Annotated in this window: 24 protein-coding genes and 1 pseudogene; 14 read left to right on the top strand and 11 right to left on the bottom strand. The window is 60.9% G+C overall.

What is annotated here, in order from left to right:
• From BR41_RS11730 to BR41_RS11715, 4 genes and pseudogenes are all read right to left on the bottom strand, one after another.
• Positions 1–260: pseudogene (locus BR41_RS11730) on the bottom strand (hypothetical protein); the annotation flags it as partial.
• Positions 260–1,006 carry an AAA family ATPase gene (locus BR41_RS11725; RefSeq protein ID WP_035056519.1) on the bottom strand — a complete coding sequence of 249 codons (747 nt, stop codon included), beginning with the start codon at positions 1,004–1,006 and terminating at the stop codon, positions 260–262. The gene BR41_RS11725 and the pseudogene BR41_RS11730, both read right to left, overlap by 1 nt.
• 52 nt (positions 1,007–1,058) lie before the next feature.
• Entirely contained in the window at positions 1,059–3,167 is a 2,109-nt protein-coding gene (locus BR41_RS22945; protein ID WP_084187069.1) for a Mu transposase C-terminal domain-containing protein, read from the bottom strand.
• Between the two features lie 35 nt (positions 3,168–3,202).
• The gene (locus BR41_RS11715; protein WP_245615857.1) at positions 3,203–3,517 is read right to left on the bottom strand and encodes a helix-turn-helix domain-containing protein; all 315 of its coding nucleotides are present in this window, start codon (positions 3,515–3,517) and stop codon (positions 3,203–3,205) included.
• Between the two features lie 215 nt (positions 3,518–3,732).
• Here BR41_RS11715 and BR41_RS11710 point away from each other — a divergent pair, with 215 nt between their 5' ends.
• Together BR41_RS11710 and BR41_RS11705 are read left to right on the top strand one after the other, a co-directional pair.
• Positions 3,733–4,152, top strand: a complete 420-nt coding sequence (locus BR41_RS11710) for a helix-turn-helix domain-containing protein (protein WP_084187067.1) — start codon at positions 3,733–3,735, stop codon at positions 4,150–4,152.
• A gap of 21 nt (positions 4,153–4,173) precedes the next feature.
• Entirely contained in the window at positions 4,174–4,839 is a 666-nt protein-coding gene (locus BR41_RS11705; RefSeq protein ID WP_035056512.1) for a hypothetical protein, read from the top strand.
• Positions 4,840–5,269: 430 nt separating this feature from the next.
• On the opposite strand, the gene BR41_RS11700 is transcribed toward BR41_RS11705, so the two are convergent.
• From BR41_RS11700 to BR41_RS22940, 6 genes are all read right to left on the bottom strand, one after another.
• Positions 5,270–6,352 (bottom strand): ATP-binding protein, encoded by a 1,083-nt coding sequence (locus BR41_RS11700; protein WP_035056509.1) that lies wholly within the window; start codon positions 6,350–6,352, stop codon positions 5,270–5,272.
• Entirely contained in the window at positions 6,349–7,473 is a 1,125-nt protein-coding gene (locus tag BR41_RS11695; protein ID WP_035056506.1) for an FIST signal transduction protein, read from the bottom strand. The genes BR41_RS11700 and BR41_RS11695 overlap by 4 nt, the downstream gene beginning before the upstream one ends.
• An 894-nt stretch (positions 7,474–8,367) precedes the next feature.
• The gene (locus BR41_RS11685) at positions 8,368–8,916 is read right to left on the bottom strand and encodes a response regulator (protein WP_035056502.1); all 549 of its coding nucleotides are present in this window, start codon (positions 8,914–8,916) and stop codon (positions 8,368–8,370) included.
• Between the two features lie 13 nt (positions 8,917–8,929).
• Positions 8,930–10,264: a response regulator c-di-GMP phosphodiesterase, NosR family gene (nosR, locus tag BR41_RS11680; RefSeq protein ID WP_035056499.1), complete on the bottom strand. Its 1,335-nt coding sequence runs from the start codon at positions 10,262–10,264 to the stop codon at positions 8,930–8,932.
• A gap of 167 nt (positions 10,265–10,431) precedes the next feature.
• The gene (locus tag BR41_RS23610) at positions 10,432–12,537 is read right to left on the bottom strand and encodes a PAS domain-containing sensor histidine kinase (RefSeq protein WP_084187065.1); all 2,106 of its coding nucleotides are present in this window, start codon (positions 12,535–12,537) and stop codon (positions 10,432–10,434) included.
• On the bottom strand, positions 12,534–13,289 hold the full coding sequence (locus tag BR41_RS22940) for a response regulator (RefSeq protein ID WP_211251728.1): 756 nt from the start codon (positions 13,287–13,289) through the stop codon (positions 12,534–12,536). Before BR41_RS22940 ends, BR41_RS23610 begins: the two co-directional genes overlap by 4 nt.
• Positions 13,290–13,493: 204 nt before the next feature.
• Here BR41_RS22940 and BR41_RS11665 point away from each other — a divergent pair, with 204 nt between their 5' ends.
• From BR41_RS11665 to BR41_RS11625, 9 genes are all read left to right on the top strand, one after another.
• On the top strand, positions 13,494–14,639 hold the full coding sequence (locus tag BR41_RS11665) for a sensor histidine kinase (protein WP_035056495.1): 1,146 nt from the start codon (positions 13,494–13,496) through the stop codon (positions 14,637–14,639).
• A complete protein-coding gene (locus BR41_RS11660) occupies positions 14,636–15,079 on the top strand; it encodes a response regulator (RefSeq protein WP_035056492.1) in 444 nt (147 codons plus the stop codon). The genes BR41_RS11665 and BR41_RS11660 overlap by 4 nt, the downstream gene beginning before the upstream one ends.
• Before the next feature lie 81 nt (positions 15,080–15,160).
• Entirely contained in the window at positions 15,161–17,257 is a 2,097-nt protein-coding gene (locus tag BR41_RS11655; RefSeq protein WP_051710764.1) for a putative bifunctional diguanylate cyclase/phosphodiesterase, read from the top strand.
• 284 nt (positions 17,258–17,541) lie between these two features.
• The gene (locus BR41_RS23605) at positions 17,542–18,996 is read left to right on the top strand and encodes an ATP-binding protein (protein ID WP_169741289.1); all 1,455 of its coding nucleotides are present in this window, start codon (positions 17,542–17,544) and stop codon (positions 18,994–18,996) included.
• 272 nt (positions 18,997–19,268) lie between these two features.
• Positions 19,269–19,502, top strand: coding sequence for a type II toxin-antitoxin system Phd/YefM family antitoxin (locus BR41_RS11645; RefSeq protein WP_035056489.1), 234 nt, complete (start codon positions 19,269–19,271; stop codon positions 19,500–19,502).
• The gene (locus BR41_RS11640) at positions 19,502–19,900 is read left to right on the top strand and encodes a type II toxin-antitoxin system VapC family toxin (RefSeq protein WP_035056487.1); all 399 of its coding nucleotides are present in this window, start codon (positions 19,502–19,504) and stop codon (positions 19,898–19,900) included. The genes BR41_RS11645 and BR41_RS11640 overlap by 1 nt, the downstream gene beginning before the upstream one ends.
• A gap of 203 nt (positions 19,901–20,103) precedes the next feature.
• Positions 20,104–20,529, top strand: a complete 426-nt coding sequence (locus tag BR41_RS11635; protein WP_035056484.1) for a hypothetical protein — start codon at positions 20,104–20,106, stop codon at positions 20,527–20,529.
• 270 nt (positions 20,530–20,799) lie between these two features.
• The gene (locus BR41_RS11630; RefSeq protein WP_035056666.1) at positions 20,800–21,219 is read left to right on the top strand and encodes a DUF1801 domain-containing protein; all 420 of its coding nucleotides are present in this window, start codon (positions 20,800–20,802) and stop codon (positions 21,217–21,219) included.
• Positions 21,220–21,264: 45 nt separating this feature from the next.
• A complete protein-coding gene (locus tag BR41_RS11625; RefSeq protein WP_035056481.1) occupies positions 21,265–22,086 on the top strand; it encodes an alpha/beta fold hydrolase in 822 nt (273 codons plus the stop codon).
• Between the two features lie 31 nt (positions 22,087–22,117).
• On the opposite strand, the gene BR41_RS11620 is transcribed toward BR41_RS11625, so the two are convergent.
• Complete coding sequence (locus tag BR41_RS11620; protein WP_035056478.1) at positions 22,118–23,095, bottom strand: LysR family transcriptional regulator; 978 nt, start codon at positions 23,093–23,095, stop codon at positions 22,118–22,120.
• 121 nt (positions 23,096–23,216) lie between these two features.
• Between BR41_RS11620 and BR41_RS11615 the strand changes: the two genes are divergently transcribed.
• From BR41_RS11615 to BR41_RS11605, 3 genes are all read left to right on the top strand, one after another.
• The gene (locus BR41_RS11615; RefSeq protein WP_035056475.1) at positions 23,217–24,068 is read left to right on the top strand and encodes an aldo/keto reductase; all 852 of its coding nucleotides are present in this window, start codon (positions 23,217–23,219) and stop codon (positions 24,066–24,068) included.
• 139 nt (positions 24,069–24,207) lie between these two features.
• Positions 24,208–25,041: a (R)-mandelonitrile lyase gene (locus tag BR41_RS25195; RefSeq protein WP_035056473.1), complete on the top strand. Its 834-nt coding sequence runs from the start codon at positions 24,208–24,210 to the stop codon at positions 25,039–25,041.
• A gap of 116 nt (positions 25,042–25,157) precedes the next feature.
• Positions 25,158–26,249 (top strand): alpha/beta hydrolase, encoded by a 1,092-nt coding sequence (locus BR41_RS11605; RefSeq protein WP_084187060.1) that lies wholly within the window; start codon positions 25,158–25,160, stop codon positions 26,247–26,249.
• Positions 26,250–26,385 lie beyond the last annotated feature (136 nt).

Raw genomic sequence — 26,385 nt, 5'->3', positions numbered from 1 at the left:
GTGCGATCCACGCGGGGCGCTTCGACGCCGTTGTCGCGGACCAGCAGGTAGGTGGATGGGGCGAAGCGTTCCACGGGCGGCTTTTCCAGATAGCCCGCCTTGACCAAGCCTTGAATGTATTTGCGGATGGACTCGCCGTCGATATTGGTTTTGAACGACAGGTCGTCCATGGTGAATTCGCGCAGCTTGCGCATTTGCTCCCACAGTCGCTGCCGTGGGCCTTTGCCGCCGGGGCGTTCGAGGTGAACCGGCTTGCGCATTACACCCTCCGCTTCGGCGCTTCGCCGGTATAGAGCGGGCGCTTGCCCCACGTGGCGAGGTCGATCTGCTCCACCCCCAGCTCCAGCGCAACACTGCGGATGTTGTCGAGATTCACCGCCACCCGGCGCACCGAGCCGTGCGACTCGCGCACGATGGTGGTGAGCAGATCGTCGGCGATCTGCACATCGCGGCTGTACACCGCCCGCAGGGCCTGGGCATCGTGCAGATTGGCCGGCTGGGCTTGCACCCATGCCAATACGCGCCCGTGGAAGCGTTCCCACTTCTTCAGGTTGTTCGGGAGCTGTTCCTCACCGATCAGCAGAATGGGCGCGTGGCTGGCTTCGTACAGATCGCGCACCACTTCGACGGCGTTCTTGTCGACGAGGTGATCCATTTCATCCACGATCAGCGGGCGCTGGCTGGTGGCCAGTTCCTCGGCCGCCTGATCGAGCATTTCCGGGATGGTTGCGGCCGGCTTGATGCCCATTTCGAACAACACGGCCTTGAGGAAGGACTTTTTGGTCCAGACCGACTTGGCTTGCACGTAGCGGGCGCGGGTGCGGTTGGCGACGAAGTTGGCCGACATGGATTTGCCCCAGCCGGACGGGCCGTAGAACGCAACCAAGCCGGGCAGTCCTTGGTGGCGGGACATGGCACGGGCCAGTGCTTCCTGTGCTAACGCAAGGTTGCCGATTTGGGCGATGCCCGGTGCCAGCGTGGCGGGATTGACGAGGGGTGAATTCATGAGAGAATACCTTTCCGGTTGTTGAATGCGGTCGCCGTTTTACGACGATGACCTACCCAGCGCGCACGAGGTGCAACTCGTGCGCGTTGTCATTTCCGCTGTGCAGGCTGTGCATCACCTGCCATTGCGGCGATTTCTGATACATGCGGTGGCGGGTGTCTTCCGCCTCGGTCAGCGGCTTGCCTTGGCGCTTGCGGGTATCCAGTTCACGCCAGGCGCGATAACGCGCCGGGCCGTCCATCGATTCCCACGTTGGCGCGGCTCCTGTTACTGCCGGCTCGTCGACTGGCTCAATCAACAATTCGGCCGCTTTACGGTTGAGACTTGAGCGAGTGAGATCGCCCATCCCCGGAATAACGATGTGCTCCTGGGCTTCCAGCGCCGGCCGTTCCGCTTCGGCGCGGCGGATGGTTTCCTCGGCACGGCCGACGATGCCCTGAATGCGCTGATCACGCAGGCGCTCGACGAAGGGCTTGGGGAAGGCATCCACCTTGTTGGCGTTCCATTCCGCCACGCAAACGAATTCGCCGTTCATGTGCCGCACCACCACGGTGTTGGCGTCGTGAATGTCGTAGCCGACTTGTACTTGTTCCCCGTCCACTTGCATCAAATCGCGGTTGAAATAATGGTTGTTCCACAAGCGCACCATGCCGCGCTCGGCGGTACGGACGACATGTGGGCGGAACAGCGCTTGCAGCTCGGCGGCGGACAGGTGGCGCGATTGCGTCGGCGGGTGCAGTTGCCAGAACGCATTCGGCGTCAAATGCCGGCCTTGCCGCGTTGGCAGGGCACTGTGCGCGTGCTGGGCGTTGTACTCGTCAATGGCGACCGTCAGCGCATCGATGAATTGTTGCCAGCTCGGTAATTTCGGCACGCTGGACGGACCGGTGCTGCGCTTGGCGCGGGTCAGCGCCTTCTGGATGTCGCGGGTGGTCATTCGCAAGCTGTCTTGATCAACGCCATTCCCATGGAAGGTGTCGAACTGGCGGGCCAGCGGGAGGGTGACGGTTTTCCAGAACCGCTCAATGAGGCCGCGCCCCTGCGGATTGCCCGGAATGCCGGTCTGGTGGTCGATGCCCATGCGCGCCAGCATGCCGACGATGGGCGCATCCAGCATCAGGTTGGCTTGGCCGCTACCGTTGTCGCTGTAGTACAGCAGCGGCAGCGGGTGATGCGTGGCGGCATGGCGCAGCGCATCGGCGACGGCGAGGACGTTTTCGGAATAGCTGACCGACCAGCCCACCACTTTGCGGCTAGTGGCATCCATGATTACCGTCACCTCCGGCTGGCACGGTTTGCCATCGTCCGGCTTGGCGACTTTCATTTTCATGCCATGCCCGTCGCCGACCCAGCATTCGCCGGTCTTGAATACCGACCAGTCGCGAATGACATAGGGCAGCTTGGCTTTCAGCGCTGCGCCGGTATGTTCCAGCCGATAACGCATTTCTGGCGGCAACTTGGCGAGGAAGCGGCGCACCTGATGCACGCTAGGCAACTCGCCGCCGTGCCATTGCTGGGTAAACGTCTTATATGCGGCTTCCACCGACTGACCTTGCTTGGCCCGCCAGCATTGCAAGAAGGCGGCTCCCCAACGCGGCAAGGACAAATCCTTGACGCGCGGTGGTCTTGGCGTCAGGTCACCGGCTTGCGCCTTGGTAAACCAGCGCTTGATGGTGCGGATGCTGGGCATGCCGCTACCTTTGCGGCCGCGTTCATCCTGTGCCAATACCAGCAGTTGTGCCATTTCACTCTCTGGTGCCTTGTTGGCTTCAACAATCAACGCCGCCACGGCGTTTTCCTTGGACAGGCTGCACACGGCTTGCAAGCGGGTGATGGCCCGTAGCACGGCATGACGTGCGTCGGTGCGGCGGCGCAACGCATCCGTCATCACGACCGGTGGCCGTGCTGGCGCTAAAGCTTGCCGGGCCGGGGCCGCAGGTTGGATCGATTCGACTGGCGCAGGGAGCGTGTTCAGGAGCTGGCGAGCTGTGTGCAGTTGCACCGCTTTGCGGACATCCTCGGGGAGCGTACCCAGCGGATAGAGGCGTTTCTTGCCGCCCCTGACCACTTCCTCGGTAAAGGGCCAGTTTTTAGCTCGCCGCTCGACGCTCCGCTTTGTGATACCTAATGCTGTCGAGATTTCGATTAACGTGACATTCATGCGATTACCCTACGGTGCCGGCTCAAATAAGTGATTCAATGCAGTTCTGCCGACTCGCCATCGTGGCGTACAGCAGCAGTACACTGAATGGCGCGTGCGCCGACTGGTTTGCGGGTGCCATCATCAAAGTAGCGGCTCGGCCAGATATCTTTCGGGTGCATGCCGAGTGCGTCGGCGATGCGCTGTTCTCCCTTGGGAAAGGAACGGCGTAGGGCTAGCGACAAGCCAGACGGATCGACGCCGTGTGAATGCGCCAGCTTGGAAATGGTGGTGCCACGCTTGTGCAAGGCCGCGATAATGTCGGCGGGGTGCCAGTCGTTCTGGGTGGCGGAGGTGTTGGTTTGCATCATTTGGTTTCCGTTGTGGGTTACTACAGGACGCATTAAACTCCTTATGTGGTGTATTGTCAATGAATGAGGTGCATTTTAAGGTGTGTCGCACCTCCCTTATTCTGCGTGGTTGAGATGAAGTCGATTTTTCTATTCAAAATTAAAGATTTACTCGATGTGCGACAGCTGAAACAGTGTCGCACTTCGATGTCGCACTTTCTGGACAGAGGTGCGACATGACAATTGGTGAGCGGCTCAAGGTATTTCGCGAAGCAAAACAGCTTCGCCAGCAAGATGCATCATCCTTATTTGGAGTTAAGCCAAGCTCTTATCAGAAGTACGAAATGAACATAAGCGCTCCCGGCGCAGAAGCCATAGAACGGTTTGTGCGTGCCGGAATCAATGCCAACTGGCTGCTGACAGGGGAAGGCCCAATGCTGCTGGCCGAGCTGCAAGCTGAGACGCCTACAGCACCGGTCGAAACGGCCCGGTTGCAACTGGCGCTGGAGGCGGTTGAGGAGGGATTGGCGGCAACCAGCCGCACCATGCGACCAGACAAAAAGGCGGAACTGATTCTGGTTATTTATGACTTACTGGACGACGTCGATGCGACGTCAAAGGGAAAGATATTGCGACTGGTCAAATTAGCGGCGTGACGCCGCAATCAGGAAGATTGAATGGACGAAAACAAGAAAGCTCAAATCATTGCGTTGTTCAAACAGCATGCAGAAACACCGGAACCCAAGCCCCGTACGCCTCGCAAAAAGCCAGCCGCTGCGGCCATGACGGCGGGCGGCAACCTCGTCAACGTCAGTGGTGACGGCGTGGTGGTTGGACAGATCATCGCGGGGGATGTCCACCAGCACTATGAGAAGAAAATCAGCAAGGTTGTTGTGAAACCGCAGCCCGGCGCGGAGCACATCACGGAAGAACAGGTGCGGCGGTTACATAACCTCAAGGACCAGATTCTGGAACTGGAGCCACTGGGCAAGCAAGACCCCGCCACGCCGCAGCGCGTATGGAACGCGTTGAATAAAAAGATGGGCGTGGGAGCCATGCGGATGATTCCGGCCTCGAAGTTCAAGGCCGCCGAAAAATACATGCACGAGTGGCTCGGTCAACTTGCGGCGAAACCATCGGTGCAGAAGAAAGCGCCGGATGAGATTACCAAGCGCCGCATCACTTACATCCAAACCAACATGAAGAAATTGGATATCGAGCCCAAGGTACGCGCCTACATGCTGAAGCATTTTAATGCGGTCAGTCTGAAGGAACTGGACCTGCCTGCGTTGAATCGGGTGTACCAATACGTAAACAGTATCAAACAGGGTCTCGGCAGCTAGATTCGCTCAGTCCGGATTCAATAGATGTCAAAATAAGCGCAAATTTGCTCAGTTTGCGCTTATTTTTTTGCAAAATGGGTGGGGCGCCTCGAAGGTGCTTATCGCCCAGAAACCCGCGTAGTGATTGGGTCTCAGCGGGGCCTAGTAAGATTCCTCCTCGTGCCATTATGAGGGTCACCCCACAGCAGCCGTGTTTCAAATTGAGCTGCGCTGCCTGGTTTTCTCCCCTCGCCCGTTTGCGGGAGAGGGGCCGGGGGTGAGGGTACTACCGCGGGCCGTGTTTTTTTCACCACCCTCTCCCTAACCCTCTCCCACTAATAGTGGAGCAAGGCTAAAGCCTTGCACGCGAGGGAGAGGGGACCGATCACCTTAGTGCGTCGTTCATCGTACAAAATCAGCGACTGCTGTTCAAAGATGCTTGGGCACAAATTCACCCCGCCGGCTGCATCACCGGCAACCGAATCGTAAATGTCGTCCCCACTCCCTCGGCACTCTGCACCTCCATCCGGCCGTGGTGCGACTGCACGATGCTGTACGACAGCGACAAGCCCAGTCCGGTCCCTTGGCCGATGGGTTTGGTGGTGAAGAAGGCATCGAAAATCTTGTTCAGGTTCTCCGGTTTGATGCCACAGCCGTTGTCGCTGATGCTCACCCAGACTTCGCCGTTGTGATGGCCAGTCACGATGCGGATCTCGCCGTTTTTGCCATCGAGCGCATGGGCGGCGTTGATCAGCAGGTTGAGGAAGACCTGATTCAACTGCGCCAGCGAACACTCCACCAACGGCAGCTCGCTGAATTCGCACACCACCTTGGCCCGGTTCTTCAGCTCGTTGTTGACCAGATTCAGCGTGCTGTTCAGGCCCTCGTGCAGATCGTAGATGTCTTTCTCGCCGGTATCGGCATGCGAGAAGTCGCGCAGATCCCGCACGATCTTCTTCACCCGCGTAATGCCGTCTTTCGATTCCTGCATCAGCTGTGGCAGGTCATCCCGCAGGTAGTCCAGCTCGCACCGCTCCTTGTGTTGCGCCAAGTGCTGGCGGGTGGCTTCGTCCATGCGCATTTCTTGGGCTTCGTAGTCGCCGAGCAGTTCGAGCAGATCGGCGATATAGCCTTCCAGGGTCGATAAGTTGGAATAGACGAAGCCGATCGGGTTGTTGATTTCATGCGCCACGCCAGCGGCGAGCTGGCCGATCGATGCCAGCTTGTCCGCCTGCAACAACTGCGTTTGCGCCGTTTCCAGCTGCGAGATGGTGCCTTCCAGTTGCTCATTGATGGCGCGCAAGGAGTTCTCGAAGCGGTTTTTGAGCTCCAGCTCTTCCTGCAGTGCCTTGTAGCGCTGCTGCAATTCGTTCGACATCGTTTCCAGCGAATGCGCTGCCATAGCGCGGTCTTCATCCGCAGCGGCATAGGCCGCGCCGACGGCGGCGAGAAACCCCGCCAGCCGCGCGTGGAGCGCTGAATCCATACCCGGCAGGTGTTTGCTGAGCTGGCGGGCAAGCAGACTGTGCGTCATGGGACCTCGCTAAAGGTAGTGATGGTCATGGTCTGGTTGTGCAGCTCGCAGGGGGCGAAACGTTTTTGCGGGCAGATCTCGCCGTAGGAATAGAAGCCGGCCAAGGTCGCGGCCGGGCCGACCACCTCGCGCACGCCTTCCACTTCTTCTTCGATGCGCTGCTTCAGCACCAGCTTGCGGCCCACGCAGCTGATCAGCAGCGCTAGCTGTGCCGGGCCATCGAGCGGCAGCACGCTGTCGTCCGCGGCGGCGATGGCGCCGTCGATCAGCCGGTCGAAATTGGCGTGCATCAGCTGCACGCTGCAACCCTGCGGCACGTCGCCGGCAAAGGTCAGGCTACCGGCAGCGCGATCGACCGACAGGATGGTGCGCACCACCGGCTCTTCGACGCCGGGTAGCGTGAGGGCGAGCGGGAAGAGCAGGCCGGAGCTGGGTAGTTCGTCCGCATGATGGCCGAGGTAGCGCATGTAAACGTCCAGCGCGGCTTCGTCATCGAGTCGGTACAGCACGTTTTTGTCCGAGCGCGTGACGAGGCGGCTCGGGCCGAAGGCATCCCAGCCGCCCAGCGAGCCGTAGCCGACGCGAATGTTGTCGCCATACCAGCCGAGCGCGGCGACACGGTTCGGCACGGCTGGCGCGTTGGCCAATACCACCGTGGCCTCGAAGGCAGCGCCGTCGCCGGCCAAGCCGCCGGTTGCTACGACATTGGGCGGCAAGCCGTCGCGCAGGCCACCGGCGAGTTCGCTGCCGTTCACGTTCAACCCGTCGGACAGCACCAGTACGTGCCGCAAGGCTGGATCATGCAGCCGCCTTGCCAGCGCTGCGCCCGCCATGCGGCTGTCGATATCGGCGCTGACATCGATCGTTTCCAGCCGCAAGGTGGTCTGCGCCAAGGCGATGCCGGTTACGATGAGCGCGTCGTCGCTGACCCGCGTGCCGGCGATATCGCCGGCGGTGCTACAGCCCAGCACGATGGCATTGGGGGCGCTGCGTTGTAGCGCGGGGTAGACATGGTCGGGCACCAGCTGCCGGCGCGGGCCGAATACCAGGATCAGGTCTGGTTTGAACGGCCATTCCAGTTGATCTGGCCATTCGTTGAGGGTGATCTGGTGGCAGCGCATGGGGTGGTCCTTGTTGCAGCATCGTGTTAAGCGCCTATGGCGCGGCCAAAAGCATTTACAGCGCGTTCCGCCGCGCGGACGGGGAGGGGACTTTGTCTCGGGCCGTACACTTCCCTTTGGGCCCCCGCCACCCCAAAGGCGACCCTGCAAAAGCGTCTGGCGCAAGCGCCAGATACCCCCGCCAGCCAGCCCGTCACGGGCGGGAATCGAAAACTCGGGCCAAGGCCCTCAGACACTCGATCCCCGATACCCCCGTGCTGGGCTGGCTGGCGGGGCGCTTGAAAGGGGCGCAGACCATCTACTCCCTGGCCCTCTTCTTGAAGGAGAGGGTGACTTTGTTTGATGCGGCAGTGTTTCCAATTGAGCTGCACTGCCTGGTTTTCTCCCCTCGCCCACTTGTGGGAGAGGGGCTGGGGGTGAGGGTACTTGCCAAGAACCGCGCCCTTTTCACGACCCTCTCCCTAACCCTCTCCCACTAATAGCTGAGCAAGGCTAAAGCCTTGCACGCGAGGGCGAGGGGACAGATCACTGTAGTGCGTCATCCATCGCACAAAATCAGCGACTGCTGTTCATAACAACACTGGTTGCACTGCGCGCCTTTCCTCCCCTTTCGCTAAGCGCCGAGGGAGTGTCGCGAGACCTTAGGCTCGCGGCCGACCGAGGGTAGCCTGTGGCGTGCGAAGCTTTGCTTCGTTCAGCCAGAGCCGCCCAACGGGGGTCGCCTTTGGGGTGGAGGGGGCTTTGGCGAGACAAAGCCCCTTTCCCGTCCGCGCGACGGAACGCGCTGTAATGCTTTTGAACGCGCCATCGGCGCCGAACCCCGTCCGCCGGGCGGAACCGGCATGCAACGCCTTTACCCGCGCCAAAGGCGCTAATCCTCTCAGTTAAGTTAAATCAATCCTCATCCAACCGCACCGACCCATCGTCCCCCCAGTTCACCTGCGTAATCCCGGGGCTTTCGGCCTCGATTCGGCGGAGTTCTTCTTCCTGCCGGTTGGCCTGGGCGCGGATCTGGCGCAGTTCGTCCGCCATGCGCTGGTTTTCCAGTTGCAGGGTGCGAAACCGCAACGCGCCGCTCACGGTCGAGCGCAGTTCGAAGTCGTTCCACGGCTTGCTCAGGAAGCGGTAGATTTCAACATCGTTGATGGCGCGCAGCAGGGCGGTCAGGTCGGCCTGGCCGGACAAGATGATGCGGATGCAGTCCGGTTGCAGATAGCGGAAGTCGGTCAGGAAAGCGACGCCATCCATGTCCGGCATGCGGTAGTCGGAGATCACCAGATCGAACTGCTGCGATTCACTCGCGACCAGCGCGGCGCGCGGTTCGTTGAAGGTGTGGATTTCGTAGCCCGGTGAGGTGCCGTCGAACTCATCGCGGGTGTTCAGCGTGCGTTTCAGCGACGACAGGATGTTGGGTTCGTCATCGACCAGCAGGATGCGTGTCATTCACTGTGCCCCGTCATTTGACCTGGATATAGATTTTGAGCGGCGTGCCATCCGCTTCTTCAAAGTGCTTGATCTGGCCGATCAGGCGTTCGTCCAGCATGTAGTCCTTGGCCAGCAGCATGACGCCGGCGGCGATCAGGTCGCGTGCCAGCACCATGCCGACCTGCAAATCCTTGCTGCGCATTTCCCGCTCGCGGCCGAGCGGGGCGGCTTCCGGTTTGCCGACCACGGCGAGGAAGGCATCAACCACGGCGGGGTCGTAGCGCTTGTTGCGGCCGGTTTCGATGTTCTTGATCGCATCCGGCCGGGCCATCGGTTTGTCGGTCAGCATGCCGGCCTGCAGCGATTCGAAATCGTTGGCGATGTTGAGGATGCGTGAGCCGATGGGAATCTGCATGCCGGACAGCCGATCCGGAAACCCGAGACCATCGAAGCGCTCATGCTGGCTGCGGATCAGCTTGGCGGCGCTTTGCAGATGCTCCAGCGACATCAGCGCCGCCTGACCCTTGGCGGGGTATTTGGCGTAGACGTTGCGTTCTTCCAGCGTCATCTGCACGAAGGACTTGGCGATCAGCGCATCGGGCAGGCCGATCTTGCCGATGCCATGCAACAGGCCGGCCACGAAGATGTCTTGTGCCTCGGCATCGGACAGTTCGAGTTGTTGGGCGATCGCGCGCGCCAGCTCGGCTACCTTGCGCGAATGGCCGGCGAGCTTGCCGGCGCGCATTTCGATCAGGTTGGCGAACACGCGCACCGAGGCGATGAAGCCTTTCTTGAGCTTCTCGTGCACCTCGGTCAGCTCGCCCATGGTCATTTCGAGTGCCTGGGTGCGTTCCTTCACCTTGTCTTCCAGCGAGAGATTGAGTCGTTTCAGCTCGCTGTTCTGGCGCAGGATGACCGAGTTCAACTGGGCTTTTTCGCGCTCCAGTTTCTTGACCGCCAACGCTTCGTCGACGATGCGCAGCATTTCGGCGTCGTCCCACGGTTTGGAGACATAGCGGCTGATGCGCGCCCGGTTGATGGCTTCGATGGTGGACTGGATGTCGGCGTAGCCGGTGAGCAGGATGCGCACGATATCCGGCCAGCGTTCCAGCGCAGCGCTGAGGAATTCCGCGCCGCTCATGCCGGGCATGCGCATGTCGGAAATGATCAGGTCGACCTTTTCGTTCGCCAACACCTCCAGCCCGGCCGCGCCGCCTTCCGCGATCAGGATGCGGTAGCCGCTGCTGCGAAACAGCCGGCGCAGGGCAGAGAGGATATTGACCTCGTCATCGACGCACAGGATGGTGAACGCGGGTTCCGGTTCGGCGTCGAGTAGTGCTTCGATAGGTAGTGCCTCTGCTGTCACGATCGATGGTCCCCCGTTTGGCGTCGCTAACAAAACCCTGCTGGCTGCGTTGTGCTCGCTTGCCGTACGACTTGTACTGTCTGCGCTTCGCACGCCTTGCCAGCACCGCTTCGCTGGGTTTTGTTAGCGACGCTTATTGTCATCGGCTTTTAGTCATCAGCTTTTAGTTATAAACCGGTCTGCTTGATCGGCAGCCAGATCTGGAATGTGGTGCCTTCGCCCACCACGCTGCTCACTTCGATCCGGCCGCGGTGCTTTTGCACGATGCTGTATGAGAGCGACAGCCCCAGCCCGGTGCCTTGGCCGATCGGCTTGGTGGTAAAGAACGGATCGAAGATGCGGCTGAGGTTTTCCGCCGCGATGCCTTTGCCGGTATCGGTAAAGGCCACGCAGACCTCGTCGCCGGCGCGCCAGGTGCGGATGGTGATGGAGCCCTGTTTTTCGATCGCGTGACTGGCGTTCACCAGCATGTTCAGGAACACCTGGTTGAGCTGGGAAATCATGCACTCCACCGGCGGCAGCTCGCCGTATGCCTTGATGACCTCGGCCTTGTACTTGATCTCGTTGTGCACGATGTTGAGCGTGCTATCGATGCCGGCATGCAGGTCGGCTTCGACCCAGTCCTGAGTGGAATCGACGCGGGAGAAGTCCTTCAAATCCTGCACGATGCGTTTGACGCGGGTGATGCCTTCCTTTGATTCGCCCATCAGCGCATCGATGTCTTCCCGCATAAAGTCATAGTCGATGTCTTGCCGCGCCTTGGTCATCTGGGCCTGGATCGCGGCCTGACCACTTTGCGTCAACACCACGTCGTACTTGTCGACCAGGCCCAGCAAGTCGTTCAGGTAGTTGCCGAGTGCGCCGAGATTGGAGTTCACATAGCCGATCGGGTTGTTGATCTCGTGGGCGATGCCGGCTGCCAACTGGCCGATCGAGGCCATTTTTTCCGATTGCAGCAGCTGGTGCTGCACATCGCGCAATTGGTTGTTCAGCCCGACCAGCTCGGTGTTGCGCTTCTCGAGCGCGGCAGCGTTCTGTTGCGCCTCGGTGATGTCGTATTCGGTGAGGATGATGCCGCGCTCTTCGCCGTTCCATGCGCTGGCGGTCAGCAGGAAGCCGCGCTTGCCGTTTTGCGAGTCCTCCTGATAGCTCATTTCGTAGCTGTTGAGCTTGTTGTCGAGGATGTCCTTCAGCCGGTCGGCCAACGTGTGATACATCGGGTGGGTGAGGGTGCGCAGGTGATCGATGAAGTTGTCGCCGGCAATGGCGGCGTGCAGCGTATCCGGCACGGCTTCCTGCTCAGAGAACGTATCCCACGGCCGGTTGGTCTGCAGCAGCAGGCCCTTGCCCGACAGCAGCAGGATTTCCTCTGTCATCGAAGTGAGCATGCTCTGGATCAGCGCGTTCTGGTGGCGCAGGTCCGCCTCGACCTGTTCGCGCACATCGACGTCCATTTCCAGCATCACGTTCATCTGGTTCAGTTCTTCGGTGCGCCGGGCCACTTCGGCCGACAGGCTGACCTCGTGCTGCTTGATGGCGGTGATGTCGGTGCTGATCTCGAAATAGCGCTGCTCGGCTGTGCCGTCGATGCCGGCCTCGGCGCGGTGGCCCAGCGGCACCAGCAGCGACTGCAACCAGAAATCGCTGCCATCCTTCTTCTTGCCTTGGGTTTCAAAGCGGATGGCGCGGACGAAATGCAGGGTATCGAGCCGTTGCTGGAAGTCATCCGGCGCCAGACCCAGCTCCGCACGGGGGGTGCCGAGCAATTCTTCGCGGCTGTAGCCGGTGAGGGTGCACAGCGGCTCGCTCACATAGGCATAGCTGCCATCCGGGCCGCTGATCGCCACCAGCGCGTGCTCATGCAAGGCATGGCGCTGGATGTCCATCTCCGTGATCAGTGTCTCGATCTGTTGCGACAGCAGCTTGCTGTGGGTCATGTCCACGGCCAGCGTGGTGATGCCGGCCAGATCGCCGGCTGCGTCGTAATGCGGCATGCGATGCAGCATCAGGTGTTTTTCCTGCTGCTGGCGGGTTTGCACGGTCAATTCTTCGCTGTGCTGGCCGGCGACGAAGGTGCGCAAGTCGCCGACTTCCAGTGCCTGTGCCACCGAGGCCGGCAGGATGTCGCGGTCGTGCTTGCCGGTCAGCGCGCCGTTGCCGACCAGTTGCGTCCACGCCGAATTGGCCCAGACGTAATGCAGCGACGCATCCTTGTGCCAGACGGCCAGGGGGAGCGAGGCCAGCAGGGAGTCAGTCAGCGCAGGGCTGCTCATGATTTCTCCGGGGGTGAAAACAGCATGACGAAACCGGATCTGTCCGCCGCGGTGAAGGGCTGCAGCCAGTAATGGCCCAGGTTGGGATGCCGGCCACTGCCGTCGGCCGCGCGCCCGGCCAGCAAGGCGGGCCAATCGGTGACGAGCCCCTGGCCGGGCTGGAAATCGCCGGCGCGGCGATTGGCCGCCATCACGAAGCCTTGCGCATCCAGCTCAACCGCAGCCAGCGGCAGGTTGTTCCAGCGTGCCCAGGACTCGGCCAGCTCGGCCTGCGTCTTGGCGTGCGCGGACTCAAAGCGCTGGGTCAGCATCTCGTTGAGCTTGCCCATCTCCTCGCCGGCCACCTGCAACGCGAGGGTCAGCACCCGGTTGGTTTCGCCCAGTTCATATTGTTCGAACGCATTGGCGATATGGCCGCGCAGCTGGTCGTCTTCCCACGGCTTGAACAGGAACTTCCACGCCGCGCCCTGATTGATCGCATCGGCCAGCGCCTGCACTTCGCTGAAGCCGGACAGCATGATGCGGACCGTGTTGGGCTTGAGTTCGCGCGCGCGCGCGAGGAACTCGGAACCGGTCATATGCGGCATCCGCTGGTCGGAAACGATCACCGCCACCGGCTCGGCAGCGAGGATTTCCAGCCCGGCAACGCCGCTTTCGGCGGTGTGGATCGTATAGCCGTCGCGTCGCAACGCCCGCCGTAAGGCCGCGAGAACATTTGCTTCGTCGTCAACAAGAAGTAAGTGTCGTTCCATGGAGTGCGCGCCAATATTTTCTGAAAACGTCATGTTTTACATATAAAACAGTATGAGATTCCTTTGATTCATTTTCTTGTTTCTTTTTATTTTTGGATGAATTGAACGGTTTTTCAGCGTGGCGTCCCCTTTTGTTTTATCAGCAGGCACCCCAAGCGCAGTGGCGAAACACATGTCGACGGAGCCTGAACGGTTGGATCTTGTATGCGACCCAAGCATGAATCAGTACCGCAGCCGGACTTCCAGCTGCTGTTTGAATCTGCGCCGGGCTTATACCTGGTGCTGGCGCCCGATCTGACGATCGCCGGGGCGAGCAACGCGTATCTGCAGGCTTCGCGGCTGCAACGCGCAGATATCCTCGGCTGCGATCTGTTTGCCTTGTTCGATGGCGTTGATGGGCCGGATCAGGCGGAGCCGGTGCAAGCCGCACTGCAGGCGTCGCTGGCACAAGTGCTGCAAACACGTGCCCCGAACATCATGGCAGTCAATGAATACGCGGTTTGCCGCCCCGAGCCGACAGACGGCGGGAGCCCACCCGCGCAGTGGCGGCAATGCAATGTGCCGGTGCTGGGGGCGGATGGTGAGGTGACCTACATCATTCACCAGATTGAGCGGGTGGCGGGGGTGGCCCAGGTGGGGGCGCCAGAGGCCGGCAAACCCGCGAAGGAAGTCGAACCCTCGAAGGAAATCGAGCATTTCGCCTATGCCATCTCCCATGATCTCCGCGCGCCCCTGCGCGCCATCGACGGGTTTGCGCACTTGCTCTCCGATCGGGCACGCGACCGCCTCGACAACGAAGACCAGCGCTTGCTGGGCGTGGTGCGCGAAAACTGCACGAAGATGGGCATGCTGATGGATGAGCTGGTCGATTTTTCACGGGTGACGCGGGTCAAGCTGCACCGTTCGCGCATCGATATGGCCGCGCTGGTCGGCGCCGCTTGGGCGCAGGAAGGCGTTAACTACAATGGCCAGATCGTGATCAACCGCCTGCCGGCGACCTCCGGCGACTACGGCTTGCTGCACCAGGTGTGGGTCAACCTGCTGTCGAACGCGGCCAAATACACCGCCCATCAGCCGGAGCCGCGCATCGAAGTCAGCGGAGAAACCATCGACGGCGAATGCCGTTACCGGGTCAGCGATAACGGCGCCGGTTTCGACATGCGCTACGCCGGCAAGCTGTTCATGCTGTTCCAGCGTCTGCATAACTCCGATGAGTTTCACGGCAGCGGCGTTGGCCTGGCGATGGTGGCCAGCATCGTCGGGCGACATGGCGGGCGCGTCTGGGCGGAAGGCGAAGTAGGGAAAGGGGCGAGCTTTTACTTCGCCCTGCCCGAGCAGGAGGCAGCATGAACGAGCTGCTGCAACTGGATGTGCTGCTGGTCGAGGACAACCCGGCCGATGCCGAAATGACGCTGATGACCTTGCGCTTGCAACGGCTCGCCAACCATATCGAATGGCTGAAGGACGGTGCGGCGGCGCTCGATTACCTGTACTGCCGCGGTGAATACGCGTGGCGCACGCCGATTCCACCCCGGCTGGTGCTGCTTGATCTCAAGCTGCCCAAGATCGATGGCATGGAAGTGCTGCGCGAGATGAAATCCGACCAGCACTTGCGCCAGGTGCCGGTGGTGATGCTGACCTCATCGGCCGAAGAGCGCGATCTGGTGCAGGGCTACGATTTGGGCGTGAACAGTTTTGTGACGAAACCGGTCGACTTCGATGCCTTCAGCAATGAAGTCGCCAAGCTTGGGTTTTACTGGCTGTTGATCAACCGACTACCTAAACCTTAGGCGTCGCCAGCCGTTGTCTCCCCAACCTGTTCGATTCCAAACGGGACGCAGACAGGGGGCAACGGCACCGGAACCTCGGAGATGGTCATCGTGGAAGCATTGCGCGTATTGCTCTTGGAAGACATGCCAACCGACGCTGAACTGTTGGAGGCAGAACTTGCTGCGGCCGGAATTCTCGCGAATGTCCACTGCGTATCGGATGAGCAAGGTTTTGTCGACGGCCTGGCGACGGACAAGCCGGACATCATCCTGTCGGACTTCAACGTGCCCGGCTTTGATGGCCTGGCGGCGCTGGCGATGCGCAATACCAGCGCCTCCGATATCCCCTTCCTGTTTGTGACCGGCTCGCTCGGGGAGGAGCGGGCGGTGGAAACATTGCGCTCCGGCGCGACCGATTACGTGCTCAAGGATCGCATGGCCCGGCTGCCGGCGGCGATGATGCGGGCGCTGACCGAACGCGACGAAAAAAAAGCACGGGCGCGCATCAGCGGCGAGCTGGAAGCCGAGCGCGTGCTGGTGCGTACCATCCTCGATACCGCCCGGGCGCTGATCACCGTGCTGGATGAAAACGGCTACGTGCTGCACCTCAACCCGGCTGCCGAACAGGTGCTGGGCCTGCCGCGTGATGCCGTGCTGGGCGCGTTGTTCTGGGATGCCCTGGTGGTGCCGGAAAACGCCGAACTCGCCCGCTGGCAGATTCGTATCTCGTCCGAGCAGCAAAGCGCCTTGCCGAATCGGCCCTGGCGCGCCACCACACCGAATGGCCGGGTGATTCTCTGGTCGGTCGGGCATTTGACCCGCGCCGGCTCGCACGGCGAACGGCTGGTACTGTGCGGCATCGATGTCACCGCGCAGGAAAAAGCCGAAGAAAAAGCCTATTTCCTCGGCCATTTCGATCCGGTCACCGGCTTGCCCAACCGCAAGCTGTTCCAGCTGCGGCTGGAGAATTACTGCAAGGGGCTGCACGGCGCATCGCTGGTCACCATGATGGTCGGCCTCGCCCGCGTGCAAGAAATCCGCGATAGCTACGGCGATGCGGTGATCAACCAAATTCTGCTGGAAACCACGCAACGGCTGCGCGCTTGGCCGGCCTCGCACGAGCTGCTGGCCCGCGTGGGCGACCACACCTTTGCGCTGGCCTTTGGCGTGGGGCAGGAGCAGGAGTTGACGGTGCTGGTGCCGTACATCCTGGAGCAGCTGCGCTTGCCGATTCAGGTCGAAGATAAAAGCTGGGTGCTGCCGGCGCATGCCGGCGTGGTGCTCTACCCGCGTGATGCGCCGGCCGCGGACGGGCTGATTCAAGCCTCCGAATCCGCCCTGCACGTGGCGGAAGGCGAGGCTGGCTCGGGCTACGCCTTCTATACGCCGCTGCTATCGAACGAAGCGCGTGAGCGTTTGCAGATCGAAAGCGAGCTGCGCGAGTCGCTGCAAAGCAACGATGAATTGATCCTCTACTACCAGCCGCAAGTCGATCTGCAAACCGGCCGCCTCAACGGGCTGGAAGCGCTGATCCGCTGGCGGCACCCGCGCCTCGGGCTGCTCGGGCCGACGCGCTTCATCGCCATGGCGGAAGTCTGCGGGCTGATGACGCAGCTTGGAAACTGGGTCATGCGCGAAGCGTGCCGCCAGTTGAAGGAATGGCAGGCCGCCGGCCTCAATCCGCCGACGGTGGCGGTCAACCTCTCCGCCAGCCAGTTTTCCGCGATGGAGCTGTTGCAGGACATCCGCACCGTGCTCGCGGAGTTCGGCGTGCTGCCCGGCCAGATCGAGCTGGAGCTGACCGAATCGGCCTCCATGCGCGATCCGCAAGCCACCATCGCGATCATGAGCCAGCTGCGGCAGATGGGCTTGCAGATGGCGATCGATGACTTTGGCACCGGCTATTCCAACCTGAGCTACCTCAAGCGTTTCCCGGTCAACCGGCTCAAGCTCGATCAGGCGTTCGTGCGTGATATCACCACCGATGCCAACGACCTCGCCATCTCCCGCGCCGTGATCGCCATGTCGCACCAGCTGCGGCTGGAAGTGATCGCGGAAGGCGTGGAAACGATGGCGCAGCTGCAGCTGTTGCAAGAAGCCGGCTGCGATACGGTGCAAGGCTTCCTGTTCAGCAGACCGGTGCCGGCTGAAGAATGCGCGCCGCTGTTTGCCGCGAACTTTTCCACCATGTTCAAGTAGTCGCAGCTGCGCTGGCTGATGTTGGGCGGCTGTTCACGATGCTGACGCAGGCTGGTTTTCTCCCCTCTCACACTTGTGGGAGAGGGGCTGGGGGAGAGGCTGGTTCCAAGTGCATCGACCTTTGCAAGCACCCTCTCCCTAACCCTCTCCCACAAGTGGGAGAGGGGACAAAAGATCGCGAACAGGCTCCACCCATCGACCACCCATGACACTAGCATCAGCCAGCAGCTTTTTCGCCGATGTGCCATTGTTCATCTAGATCATGCTGGATACATGGAGCGACGATGGCAGAGGAGGCCGACAACGACCAATGGTTGCTGCACGACGACGAGCACACGCCTAACCCGCTGCAGCCAGCGCCCTGGAAAATACTGGTCGTCGATGACGAACCGGATGTGCTCGCGCTGACGCGGCTGGCGCTGGGCAAGCTGCAGTTCAAAGGCCGCCGCCTGCATTTCATCAATGCCGAATCGGCCAGCGCCGCCTACGACATCCTCTCCCGCGAGCAGGACATCGCGCTGGTCTTCCTTGATGTGGTGATGGAGACCGAAGACGCCGGTCTGCGGCTGGTCGAGCGCATCCGCCGGGAGCTTGGCAACCAGCTGATCCGCATCGTGTTGCGCACCGGCCAACCCGGCGTAGCGGGCGAGCAGCAAGTCACCATTGACTACGACATCAACGATTACAAGGAAAAGACCGAGCTCACCGCCCGCAAGCTGATGACGACTACCATCGTCTGTCTGCGCGCCTACGAGGTGCTGAGCGAGCTGGCGCAAAGCCGGCAAGCCATGCGCCGGCTGGTGGATGAACTGGCCCGCCACGGCGACCACCTGGAAGCCCGCGTGGCCGAGCGCACCGCCGAACTGACCGAACTGAATACCGTGCTGCGCAATACCAACCAGCGGCTCGAAGACATGCACATCCAGCTGCTGCAATCGGAAAAAATGGCCGCCATCGGCCAGCTCGCTGCCGGCGTTGCGCACGAGATCAACAATCCGATCAGCTTCGTCATCGCCAACATGACCACGCTGGAAGGCTACCAGCAGGACTTGCTGACGCTGATCGACGCCTATGAACGGCTCGAATCCCACACCGATGCCGGCCAGCTCGATGCTGTCCACGTGCTGAAGGCACGCATCGAACTCAATTACCTGCGCGAAGACATCGTGGCCCTGCTGGCTGAATCCCACGATGGCCTGCGGCGGGTGAAAAAAATCGTCCAGGACTTGAAAGAGTTCTCCCACGTCGACGATGCCGAGTGGCAGCAGGCTGACCTGCATCGCGGGCTGGACAGCACGCTCAACATCATCGCCAGCGAGCTGCAACACGTAACCATCACCCGCCAATACGGCGAGCTGCCGGATGTGGAATGCCTGCCGCTCGAACTCAACCAAGCCTTCCTCAACATGCTGCTCAACGCAGCCCAAGCCACCACGGCGCACGGTGGAGCAGGGGGCGAAATCCGTATCCGCACCGGCAAGACGGATGGCGAGGTCTGGATCGAAATCGCCGACAACGGCTGCGGTATCACCCCGCAACACTTGCCTCGCATCTTCGACCCCTTCTTTACCACCCGCGCCATCGGCGAAGGCGCCGGCCTCGGGCTATCGCTCGCCTATGGCATCGTGAAGAAACATCACGGTCGGATCGACGTGGAGAGCGCAGTCGGCACAGGGACGACATTCAGGATCAGTTTGCCGGTGCGGCAGCCGGCCAAGACGGAAGGTGCGAATTTGTAGCAAGTTCGCAGGATGGGTTGAGCTTGTGTGCTCAGCCCATCCTATGAAGCCCCGTGGTTTTCTCCCCTCGCCCGTTTACGGGAGAGGGGCCGGGGGAGAGGGCGCTGCAACCCGTTTGCACGCGCGGGAACACCTGCGATATCCATGCGGATTCGATGATCGGGAATGATGGGTATCGCTGAATCCATCCTGCGCGCCAAACAGTCATGGCATGTAGTCACATCTCGCATTAGCATGTGACTATACGATGTGACTATTCAGGTTCCGACACCATGCCTACCCCTCAAGTCTCCAAGTCGCACTTCAAGGCGCATGCGCTCGAACTCATGCGCGAAGTCGAAGCCAGCGGACAATCCCTGATCGTGACAGAGCGCGGCCAGCCCAAGTTGGAAGTACGTCCCTATCGGGAAGACGCGCGCAGCCCGCTCGATATATTGCGCGGTACGGTCAAACACTATGACCGCCCCACCGATCCGGTAGCCGATGACGATTGGGAGTCTGCCTGATGGTCGTCGTCGACACGCACACACTCATTTGGTGGGTCAGTGGAGACTGTGACCAACTTTCCCCGGCAGCGCTTGCGGCCATCGAGGTCGAACTGAAAGGCGGGGACATCATCGTTTCATCGATCACGGCGTGGGAAATCGCTATGCTGGTGCAGAAAGGGCGCATCACGTTAACGATGGATGTCGCCGAATGGCTGGCAGTGGTGGAGCGGATCGAAGGGGTGCACTTCATGTCCGTGGATAACGAAATCGGCGTGAAATCCACCGAGCTGCCGGGTGAGTTCCACAAAGATTCGGCTGATCGGATCATTGTCGCTACCGCACGTAAACTGGCCGTGCCAGTGGTGAGCGCCGATGAAAAAATCAGGGCCTACGCCCACGTTCACACCATCTGGTAAAGCCGACCCAAACCCCGTGTAAAGATAGGATTTGCACAGAAGCGACACTTCGCTTTCGCGCTGTATAAGACAATGGCATCCCACGCTATGATATGCATACGGCAACATCCATCGTTTCGTAGCGACCCAAGACCATGAAAAAAAGCCTACTAGTTCTGCTGTTGGTCGCCGCTCACGCGGCGCAGGCCGGAATGTACAAATGCATGAAGGACGGCTCCCTGTCTTATCAGGAGCGCCCGTGCGAGCCCTCCAGCACGGCCCTGAAAACCGAAGTGAAATCCGGCGACCCGATGGTCGGGTGTTATGCCTCTGCGCCGTCGTACGGCGTGTCGGAGCGGTTCGAGGTCAAGCAGGAGCGCAACGCCTATAGCAAGCGCACGGTGCTCAACCTTTACGCCATCGACAAGCCAAGCTGGAATGGTTCGGAATTGCAGACCGCCACGGCAGATCAAGTACACGCCATTGGCGAGGCGTATCACTTCGATGCCAAGCAAGGCCTCACCTTTGGCGCACGCGGCAGTCGTCTGCCCGAAGGGCTTTACCGTGGACGCAATACCGCAGGGGAGGAGGGTTATTTCTTCGTTCTGCAGCAGCGCGCGATTCCGGCCAAGCGGATTACCTGTTCTTGATGTGCAAGAGCCGGCTTAAGCGCGGCTAGGATTGCGCCAGCAGGATTGGATAAAAATGCCCCAATTGAATTGGGGCATTTTTGTTTATCAAATATTCTTTGCGGTGTGTAATTTTTGAGACAGGTTAAGTGGGGGTATTTTGAATACCCAACTGCCTGGCGCTACATTTAACCGGGACCGGCGATTGCCCGCCTGTTCATTTCAAACGTGATGCGGCGCTGTTTGGAAGCCTTGCACGACGCATGCATCTGGAACCTTCAGGATGGGAACATGAAAAAGTCAGACGCGAGCGAAGGTCAGTTGGCATCGGAGCTCATCTCGAAAAGAATCGCCGAACTTGGCGACTGGCGCGGGGAAACCCTCAGCAGAATGCGCCAGCTCATCAAGGAGGCAGTCCCGGACGTTGTCGAGGAGTGGAAGTGGATGGGCACGCCGGTCTGGTCGCACGGCGGCATCATCTGCACGGGCGAATCCTACAAGAGCGTCGTGAAGCTCACCTTCATCAAGGGCGCGTCGCTGCCGGACCCGAGCCGTCTCTTCAACTCGAGTCTCGACGGCAACGCACGCCGCGCGATCGATATCCGCGAAGGAGAAGCCGTTGACGAATCCGCCTTCAAGGCGCTGGTTCTCCAGGCGATCGCCCTCAACAGTGCTGGCAAGTCGAAACCGTCGAAGAAAGTGACTTCCTGACGGATTCCACCTCGTCAGTGTTTGTTGACCAGCAAGGAGTGGACCTTGAATCACTTCAACACGAATGCATTCGACGACGATCTGACGCATTTTGCGGCGCATGGCGCAGCGCCCCTGCCGGACCCGAGCGATCAGGGCTATGTGGAGCACGACGGCGCCCGAATCTGGTACGCGACTTATGGGGCCGGCTCCCCCGTGCTGCTGCTGCACGGCGGTCTGGGCCATAGCGGGAATTGGGGCTATCAGGTTCAGGCGCTGGTGGATGCCGGCCATCGCGTCGTGCTGATCGATAGCCGCGGTCATGGCCGCAGCACGCGTGATGAACGGCCCTATCGGTATGAATTGATGGCGTCCGACGTGCTCGCCGTGATGGACACGTTGCAGCTGGAACGAGCCGCCTTGGTGGGGTGGAGCGACGGCGCATGCACCGCCTTGATCCTGGCGATGCAAGCCCCGGCACGCGTGACCGGGGTCTTTTTCTTTGGCTGCAATATGGACCCGAGCGGCACCAAGGAATTCGTGCCCACGCCGATCATCGACCGGTGTTTCGGGCGGCATGCCAAAGACTATGCCCAATTGTCCGCCACGCCAGCGGCATTCAATGCCTTTGTCGGCGCAGTCAGCGAAATGATGAAGACCGAGCCCAATTACTCGGCGCACGAGCTGGCTGCGATCCAGATGCCCGTCGCGATCGTGCACAGTGAGTATGATGAATTCATCAAACAGGAACACGCCGAATACCTCGCCCGGCATAGCCCTGGGGCGCAGTTGATCCTGCTGCCGGGCGTGAGTCATTTCGCTCCGCTGCAAAGGCCAGCGCTGTTCAATGAGGTGCTGCGGACTTTTCTTGGCAAGGTTCGCGGTTGACGGTTGGCGCTCCCATTGCAGAAGCCATTGGCTACCCTTTTCGTTTTGACGCAAGTGCACCTTGGTGGGCCTGCTTGCCCCGCAAGTCCACCTCGCTGAGCACGTATTCGGGATTGTCGGCCAGGCGCTGTACGGCCAGGTCAATGAAGGCGCGCGCACGAGCTGGCTGTGACGTCCTGCTGCCGAAGTAGACGAAGTAGCTGGCGTAGTCAGGCATTTGGTCAAGCAGGATGGGCACCAGTTGACCCGACCGGATGTAGGGCGCAGCCGTCACGCCTGCGAGTTGGCCGAGTACCTTGCCGGCCAGAACGGCCTGTAGCTCGAAAAGTTCATCATTGCTGCAGATCGCCGGCACAACCGGCTGATCCACGTTCTGTCCCCCTAATTTCACGTGCCAGGGCACCACCCTTCCCGTGTCCGGATGCCGGAAGGCGCTGCAGCGATGCGATGCAAGGGCCGCCAGGGATTCTGGCATCCCGTATTGCTCAAAGTATGCAGGGGCGCCGCAAATCACCAGCTGCAGCGGGAACAGCCGCCGGGCGATGACCCCTTCGTGAGGCGAAGGTCCGAGCCGGAATCCCACGTCGATGCGATCCTCCACCCAATTACCGACGCGGTCCTCCAGTAGCACATCTGGCTGGATGCCTGGGTGCAACACGCAGAACTCTTCAACCAATCGCCAAAGAATCGGCTGAAACGTGGTGCGCGGTCCTGCAATACGCAAGGGACCGGCGAACTCGTCCTTCGCCGTTCTGGCGTTCTGCAGCGCACGCTGCATGCCCAGCAGGGCCGGCTGCACTTCTTCGAGCAGACGCTGACCCGCGTCGGTTAGTGACATCACGCGTGTGGTGCGATGAAACAGACGGGCATTCAGGTGCGTTTCCAGCTGGGCCAGCGCCTTGCTGGCCGCCTGCGGGCTGATTCCCAGTTCCTGCGCTGCCTTGCGCAGGCTGCCCAGTTCTGCCGCCTTGATGAAGGTCGAGATCGACCGAAGCTCGTTGATTGCCATGACGGCCCCCTTTTGTAGAGGGATAGTCATCAATTTGATGCCAATCAATCAACCTTTTTGTCACTACTCGCATGAGAGTCCGACGCCTAGAGTTCACTCAGACAACTCTGGAGCAGCAACCATGCAACACGTCACTTTGAACAATGGCCTTCAAATGCCCATCGTCGGCTTTGGCGTCTTTCAGATTCCGGATGCCGGGGAGTGTGAGCGCAGCGTTATCGATGCCATCGGCGCCGGCTACCGACTGATCGACACCGCCGCCTCCTACATGAACGAAGCTGCGGTTGGCCAAGGCCTGCGATCCAGCGGCGTGCCGCGCGAACAGCTGTTCGTGACCAGCAAGCTGTGGGTTCAGGAGACCGGCTATGAGCGCACGCAGCAGGCCATCGACAAATCACTGCGCCGGCTGCAGCTCGACTATCTGGATCTCTATCTGATCCACCAGCCCTTCGGCGACGTGCACGGTTCCTGGCGCGCGATGGAGGAGGCCTATCGCGCCGGCAAGCTGCGCGCCATCGGGGTCAGCAACTTCCACCCGGACCGCCTGATGGACATCAAGGCGTTCAACGAGATTGCCCCTGCCGTCAATCAAGTGGAGGTGAACCCGTTCCAGCAGCAAATCGACAGCGCCGCCTTCATGAAGGAAATCGGCGTGCAAGCCGAGGCCTGGGCGCCGTTCGCCGAGGGTCGCAACAATCTGTTCCAGAACGAGGTGCTGGTGGACATCGGTGCCCGATATGGCAAGTCGGTGGGCCAGGTCGTGCTGCGCTGGCTGACTCAGCGCGGCATCGTTGCCTTGGCCAAGTCCGTGCGCAAGGAACGCATGGCCGAGAACATCGCCATCTTCGATTTCGAGCTGGCCGACGCAGACATGGCGCGCATTGCCGCACTCGACACCAACACCAGTAGCTTCTTTTCGCACCGCGATCCGGCCATCGTCAAATGGATGGCCGAGCGCAAGCTCGACATCTGAGCGCACAGCATGAGTCCCTCCGCAACAATCTGCCAACCGGTGGCACAGGCATCGTGCTGGCCTTGGCGATGCTCGTGTCCCGGGTCTGCATCGTCGCACCACGCCGTCAGAATGACTCACTTCAACCGGAGGTCGTTTCATGAAGGCACTGCTTTGTCTCGCCCTGAGCGGCGCGGCCATCGCAGCCAGCGCGCAGGCCCCCGGCGCGGCTGCAACCGTGCCGGTCGTGGCGGTGCATTCTGTCGCCGAATTGCCAGCGACTTCGGGTCCGGCAGAGACCTTTACCGGGTCCGTCCGCATCTCCTCACCATTTCAGGCGCTCGCTCCCGGAAGAGCCGGCGGTGCCACCGTGAGTTTCGAGGCAGGCGCCCGGACCGCCTGGCACACCCATCCTCTTGGGCAAATCCTGATCGTCACCAGCGGGCTTGGCTTGGTTCAGCAAGAAGGTCAGCCGGCTCGTGTAATCCGCCCCGGCGACGTCGTCACTATTCCCGCCCATATCCGCCACTGGCATGGCGCAGGCCCCGGCGGCTCGATGACGCATATCGCCATTGCCGAGAAGGAAGACGGTAGCGCGGTCACCTGGCAGGACAAGGTCAGTGACAAGGACTACCAAGCCGCCCTCGCAAGCGCCGGCGTTACCCCGGCCAGCGCCGACGTGACGCCGAGCCGTGCGCAGCAGCTCATGGGCGATGTGGCCCCGAAACTGGCCGAGCTGACCGATCAGGTTCTTTTTGGTGATGTCTGGGAGCGGCCCGGCCTGTCCAAGCGCGACCGCAGCCTGGCGACAGTCAGTGCGCTGATCGCAATGAACCGGCCGGACCAGCTGCGCTCACATATCGCCCTGGCTCTGCAGAACGGACTGACCCGGCAGGAGCTGTCCGAGCTCATCACGCACCTGGCCTTCTATGCAGGTTGGCCCAGTGCCGCAACGGGTGCCACTGCGGCCAAAGAAGTGTTCTCGACGAAATAACGCCAGCATCAAAGGAATGACATGAGCAATGAGGTTCCCAACAAGGCGCGACGCCAGTTCGTCGGCACGGTGGAGCTGGGCATGGCGGTCGGGGCATCGCATCACAAGGAAAAACGATGACGATGAATCTCAAGAAGCAAGCTGTCGCGGCACTTGTACTGCTGGTTGCAGGCGTAGGCGCGGCGACGGCCCAGAACACCTCCAGCAGCTTTGGCGCGCCGCTTCAAATCAAGGAGCAAGGGAGCTTTGCCGTGGGCGGCATCGTCCTTAAACAAGCTGGCACTTTCGATCCGTTGCAGCCGGCCCTTCCTGATGGTCAGACCCTGCATGGCGATCACGCCAGGGTGTTCTACCAAGTACCAGTGAACCCACGAAAGTTGCCCCTGGTTATGTGGCACGGCTTCGGTGAGTTCTCCAAGACTTGGGAAACGACGCCTGATGGGCGCGAGGGGTTCCAGACGATTTTCCTCCGACGCCATTTCCAGGTCTATTTGCTTGACCAGCCTCGACGAGGCGGGGCCGCGCGGGGCACGGTGGGGACGACCATCAACGCAGTGCCTGACGAGCAGCGGTGGTTCAACCAGTTCCGGCTAGGCAACTGGCCCAAGCTGTTCCCCGGTGTGCAGTTCTCATCCGATCCGGCGGCACTGGAGCAGTATTTTCGGCAGATGGTCCCGGACAGCGGGCCGCTCGATGCGACGGTGGCCGTCAACGCCGTCTCGGCGCTATTCGACAAGATCGGCAGCGGTGTCCTGATTACCCATTCCCATGCCGGCGGCTTCGGATGGCTTGCCGCCATGAAAAACCCGAACATCAAGGCGGTGGTCTCCTATGAGCCGGGCAGCGGTTTCGTCTTTCCCGAGGGTGAGGTCCCGACCGCCATGCCCAGCTCGGCCGGGCCGCTTGAAGGGGTGCCGGTGCCGCAAGCCGAGTTCCTGAAGCTCACCAGAATTCCAATCATCATTTACTACGGGGACAACATCCCGACAGAACCTGTCGCGAGCCCCGGGCTGGACAACTGGCGCGTCCGCCTGGCGATGGCGAAGCTTTGGGTGGGTGCCATCAATCGCCACGGTGGCGACGCAACACTGGTGCACTTGCCGAGCATCGGCATTCGCGGGAACACGCATTTCCCGTTCTCTGACCTGAACAACGAGCAGATCGCCGATCTGCTATCGCGCTTTCTTGCGGCAAAGAAACTTGATTGAGGCGGTACGCGGGACCGCTATTCAATCCGGTTGACTTTGCAATTGCCGCCGTGAATCGCCTCCCACATCACCCGTTCAGCCCGCTAGTTCCCTGGCGCCAACAAAGATCTGAATCGCGGATACATACCGACAAGGT

Source organism: Andreprevotia chitinilytica DSM 18519, assembly GCF_000711875.1.
GTDB classification, from domain to species: domain Bacteria; phylum Pseudomonadota; class Gammaproteobacteria; order Burkholderiales; family Chitinibacteraceae; genus Andreprevotia; species Andreprevotia chitinilytica.
Note: the sequence above shows the minus strand (reverse complement) of the source record. Positions and strands in the feature narration are given on the sequence as shown.

What these genes read in the sequence shown, in the direction of transcription:
- BR41_RS11725 (WP_035056519.1), bottom strand. Translation starts at nt 1,006, where the DNA reads ATGAATTCACCCCTCGTCAATCCCGCCACGCTGGCACCGGGCATCGCC.
- BR41_RS22945 (WP_084187069.1), bottom strand. Translation starts at nt 3,167, where the DNA reads ATGAATGTCACGTTAATCGAAATCTCGACAGCATTAGGTATCACAAAG.
- BR41_RS11715 (WP_245615857.1), bottom strand. Translation starts at nt 3,517, where the DNA reads ATGATGCAAACCAACACCTCCGCCACCCAGAACGACTGGCACCCCGCC.
- BR41_RS11710 (WP_084187067.1), top strand. Translation starts at nt 3,733, where the DNA reads ATGACAATTGGTGAGCGGCTCAAGGTATTTCGCGAAGCAAAACAGCTT.
- BR41_RS11705 (WP_035056512.1), top strand. Translation starts at nt 4,174, where the DNA reads ATGGACGAAAACAAGAAAGCTCAAATCATTGCGTTGTTCAAACAGCAT.
- BR41_RS11700 (WP_035056509.1), bottom strand. Translation starts at nt 6,352, where the DNA reads ATGACGCACAGTCTGCTTGCCCGCCAGCTCAGCAAACACCTGCCGGGT.
- BR41_RS11695 (WP_035056506.1), bottom strand. Translation starts at nt 7,473, where the DNA reads ATGCGCTGCCACCAGATCACCCTCAACGAATGGCCAGATCAACTGGAA.
- BR41_RS11685 (WP_035056502.1), bottom strand. Translation starts at nt 8,916, where the DNA reads ATGACACGCATCCTGCTGGTCGATGACGAACCCAACATCCTGTCGTCG.
- BR41_RS23610 (WP_084187065.1), bottom strand. Translation starts at nt 12,537, where the DNA reads ATGAGCAGCCCTGCGCTGACTGACTCCCTGCTGGCCTCGCTCCCCCTG.
- BR41_RS22940 (WP_211251728.1), bottom strand. Translation starts at nt 13,289, where the DNA reads ATGGAACGACACTTACTTCTTGTTGACGACGAAGCAAATGTTCTCGCG.
- BR41_RS11665 (WP_035056495.1), top strand. Translation starts at nt 13,494, where the DNA reads ATGCGACCCAAGCATGAATCAGTACCGCAGCCGGACTTCCAGCTGCTG.
- BR41_RS11660 (WP_035056492.1), top strand. Translation starts at nt 14,636, where the DNA reads ATGAACGAGCTGCTGCAACTGGATGTGCTGCTGGTCGAGGACAACCCG.
- BR41_RS11655 (WP_051710764.1), top strand. Translation starts at nt 15,161, where the DNA reads ATGGTCATCGTGGAAGCATTGCGCGTATTGCTCTTGGAAGACATGCCA.
- BR41_RS23605 (WP_169741289.1), top strand. Translation starts at nt 17,542, where the DNA reads ATGGCAGAGGAGGCCGACAACGACCAATGGTTGCTGCACGACGACGAG.
- BR41_RS11645 (WP_035056489.1), top strand. Translation starts at nt 19,269, where the DNA reads ATGCCTACCCCTCAAGTCTCCAAGTCGCACTTCAAGGCGCATGCGCTC.
- BR41_RS11640 (WP_035056487.1), top strand. Translation starts at nt 19,502, where the DNA reads ATGGTCGTCGTCGACACGCACACACTCATTTGGTGGGTCAGTGGAGAC.
- BR41_RS11635 (WP_035056484.1), top strand. Translation starts at nt 20,104, where the DNA reads ATGAAGGACGGCTCCCTGTCTTATCAGGAGCGCCCGTGCGAGCCCTCC.
- BR41_RS11630 (WP_035056666.1), top strand. Translation starts at nt 20,800, where the DNA reads ATGAAAAAGTCAGACGCGAGCGAAGGTCAGTTGGCATCGGAGCTCATC.
- BR41_RS11620 (WP_035056478.1), bottom strand. Translation starts at nt 23,095, where the DNA reads ATGGCAATCAACGAGCTTCGGTCGATCTCGACCTTCATCAAGGCGGCA.
- BR41_RS11615 (WP_035056475.1), top strand. Translation starts at nt 23,217, where the DNA reads ATGCAACACGTCACTTTGAACAATGGCCTTCAAATGCCCATCGTCGGC.
- BR41_RS25195 (WP_035056473.1), top strand. Translation starts at nt 24,208, where the DNA reads ATGAAGGCACTGCTTTGTCTCGCCCTGAGCGGCGCGGCCATCGCAGCC.
- BR41_RS11605 (WP_084187060.1), top strand. Translation starts at nt 25,158, where the DNA reads ATGACGATGAATCTCAAGAAGCAAGCTGTCGCGGCACTTGTACTGCTG.